Source organism: Mesorhizobium sp. M7A.F.Ca.US.002.01.1.1 (assembly GCF_004022955.1).
Lineage (GTDB): Bacteria > Pseudomonadota > Alphaproteobacteria > Rhizobiales > Rhizobiaceae > Mesorhizobium > Mesorhizobium ciceri.
Genome location: NZ_RZQE01000793.1, coordinates 1 through 1,705 on the forward strand (window position 1 = coordinate 1; position 1,705 = coordinate 1,705).

Genomic DNA, 1,705 nt, shown 5'->3' on the forward strand with positions numbered 1-1,705 from the left:
GCTCGAACTCGCCCCTGGGAGCAGGGCTCCGAGACGTCGCAAGCCATGCAGTAGACATCGTCCGACGGCCGGTCCGGCGGTGTCAGCCAGTTTGCGCCGGCCGCGTTCATGTTAGTAGGAATTTATTCTTGACAGGGTGAGAGCAGCTATGCTACATTTTCGTCCATGGTGCTGATTTGCGCCAGTGACCCGCCTCCGGCGGGTTTTGCTTTTGGGGGCTCACCAACCGAGACGCCGGTAAGATTCCAGAAAAACGACCAACCCCTGCCCCGACCTTGCCAGCCTCCAGAAGCTTCAAAACGCGCCGTTTCGTTTGAGCGTCGGGTCACCTATATTGCCGGCGAAGTGTTTGGCGAGGACGACAGAGATGGCCGAGGACGCCGATCCGGCGCGCAGATCGATCGGTGCGCGGCGCAATCCCGACAGCGCCGAGGCCATTCTCCAAGCCGCCGAGACCGTGCTGGTCGAAGCCGGTTATGCCGGTTTCTCGATCGAGGCGGTGGCGCGGCGGGCCCGCGCCGGCAAACCCACCATCTATCGCTGGTGGCCGAGCAAGGCGGCGTTGCTGCTTGAGGTCTACCAGCGCCAGAAGCGCGTCGATGTTCCCGATACCGGGGTGTTGGAGGAGGATCTCGTCGGCTTCCTGAAGAACCTGTTCGCCCACTGGCGCGAGACATCGTCGGGAAGCGTGTTCCGGTCGCTGATCGCCGAGGCACAGTCGGACGAGACCGCGGCCGCGGCCCTTGCCGACTACTCACTGGGCCGACGGTCCCATACCGCCCAGATCATCGAACGCGCCAAGGCAAGGGGCGAAATCCCGGCCGAAATCGATTCAGCTGTTGTCGCCGACCTGATCGCCTCCTGCGCCTGGAGACATCTGCTGACCAACCGGCTCGACGAGGACGAAGCGACCATCGACAAGGCCGTCAACTACGTGATGCGAGGCATAGCGGCGCCTGCCTCGTAAAGACGGCAATGAATGAAAAAGGGCGCGGCAACCCCTGGCTGCCGCGCCCCTTTTCAAAAAAGCTGCCAGTCTTACTTGGCGCTTTCCAGCGTATCGACCGCCTTCTTCAGGTTGGCGTCGGGGATCTCGACCTTGGCGCCGGCGCGCAGCGACTTGACCAGCGCGAAATACTTGTCGCGGATGACCGCCTGCTTGGCCTGGTCCTTGACGTCGTCGAAGGCCGGCGGCTGCTTGGTGCGCTTGTCCTCGAGCTTGATGACATGCCAGCCGAACTGCGTTTGCACCGGCTGCTCGGTGTATTTGCCGACCTCGAGCGCGGAGGCCGCCTTGTCGAACTCCGGCACCATCTGGCCAGGTCCGAACCAGCCGAGATCGCCGCCGCTGGTCTTGCCTGACGGATCGCTGGTGTGTTCGTTGGCGAGCTTCTGGAAGTCGGCGCCGCCGTCGAGCTGCTTGATGATCGCCTCGGCCTCTTCCTTCGTCTTCACGAGGATGTGACGGGCATGCAGCTCGTTGGTGGGCGGCGTGTTGGCGATTTCCTGGTCGTAGCGGGCGCGGACCTCGGCGTCGGTGACCTTGTCGACGACACCCTTCTCGACCATCTCGCCGTGCAGCGCGCGCTGCTGCAGGAAGGCCATGCGGCGCTGGAAGTCGGGATCCTTGTCGAGCCCTGTGGTGACCGCCTGGGCGGCCATGACGCGGATCTCGATGGCAGCCGAAAGGGCGGCGGCACGGCGC

The 1,705-nt window shown here is 64.0% G+C and carries 2 protein-coding genes; one reads left to right on the plus strand and one right to left on the minus strand.

Going from position 1 to position 1,705, the window contains the following annotated elements; translation table 11 throughout:
• Window positions 1-367 precede the first annotated feature (367 nt).
• On the plus strand, window positions 368-967 hold the full coding sequence (locus tag EN932_RS35485) for a TetR/AcrR family transcriptional regulator (protein WP_128369492.1): 600 nt from the start codon (window positions 368-370) through the stop codon (window positions 965-967).
• A 71-nt stretch (window positions 968-1,038) separates the two neighbouring features.
• Here the strand turns inward: EN932_RS35485 and EN932_RS35490 are convergent.
• A partial coding sequence (locus tag EN932_RS35490; RefSeq protein ID WP_128369493.1) for a peptidylprolyl isomerase occupies window positions 1,039-1,705 on the minus strand: 667 nt, incomplete at its 5' end.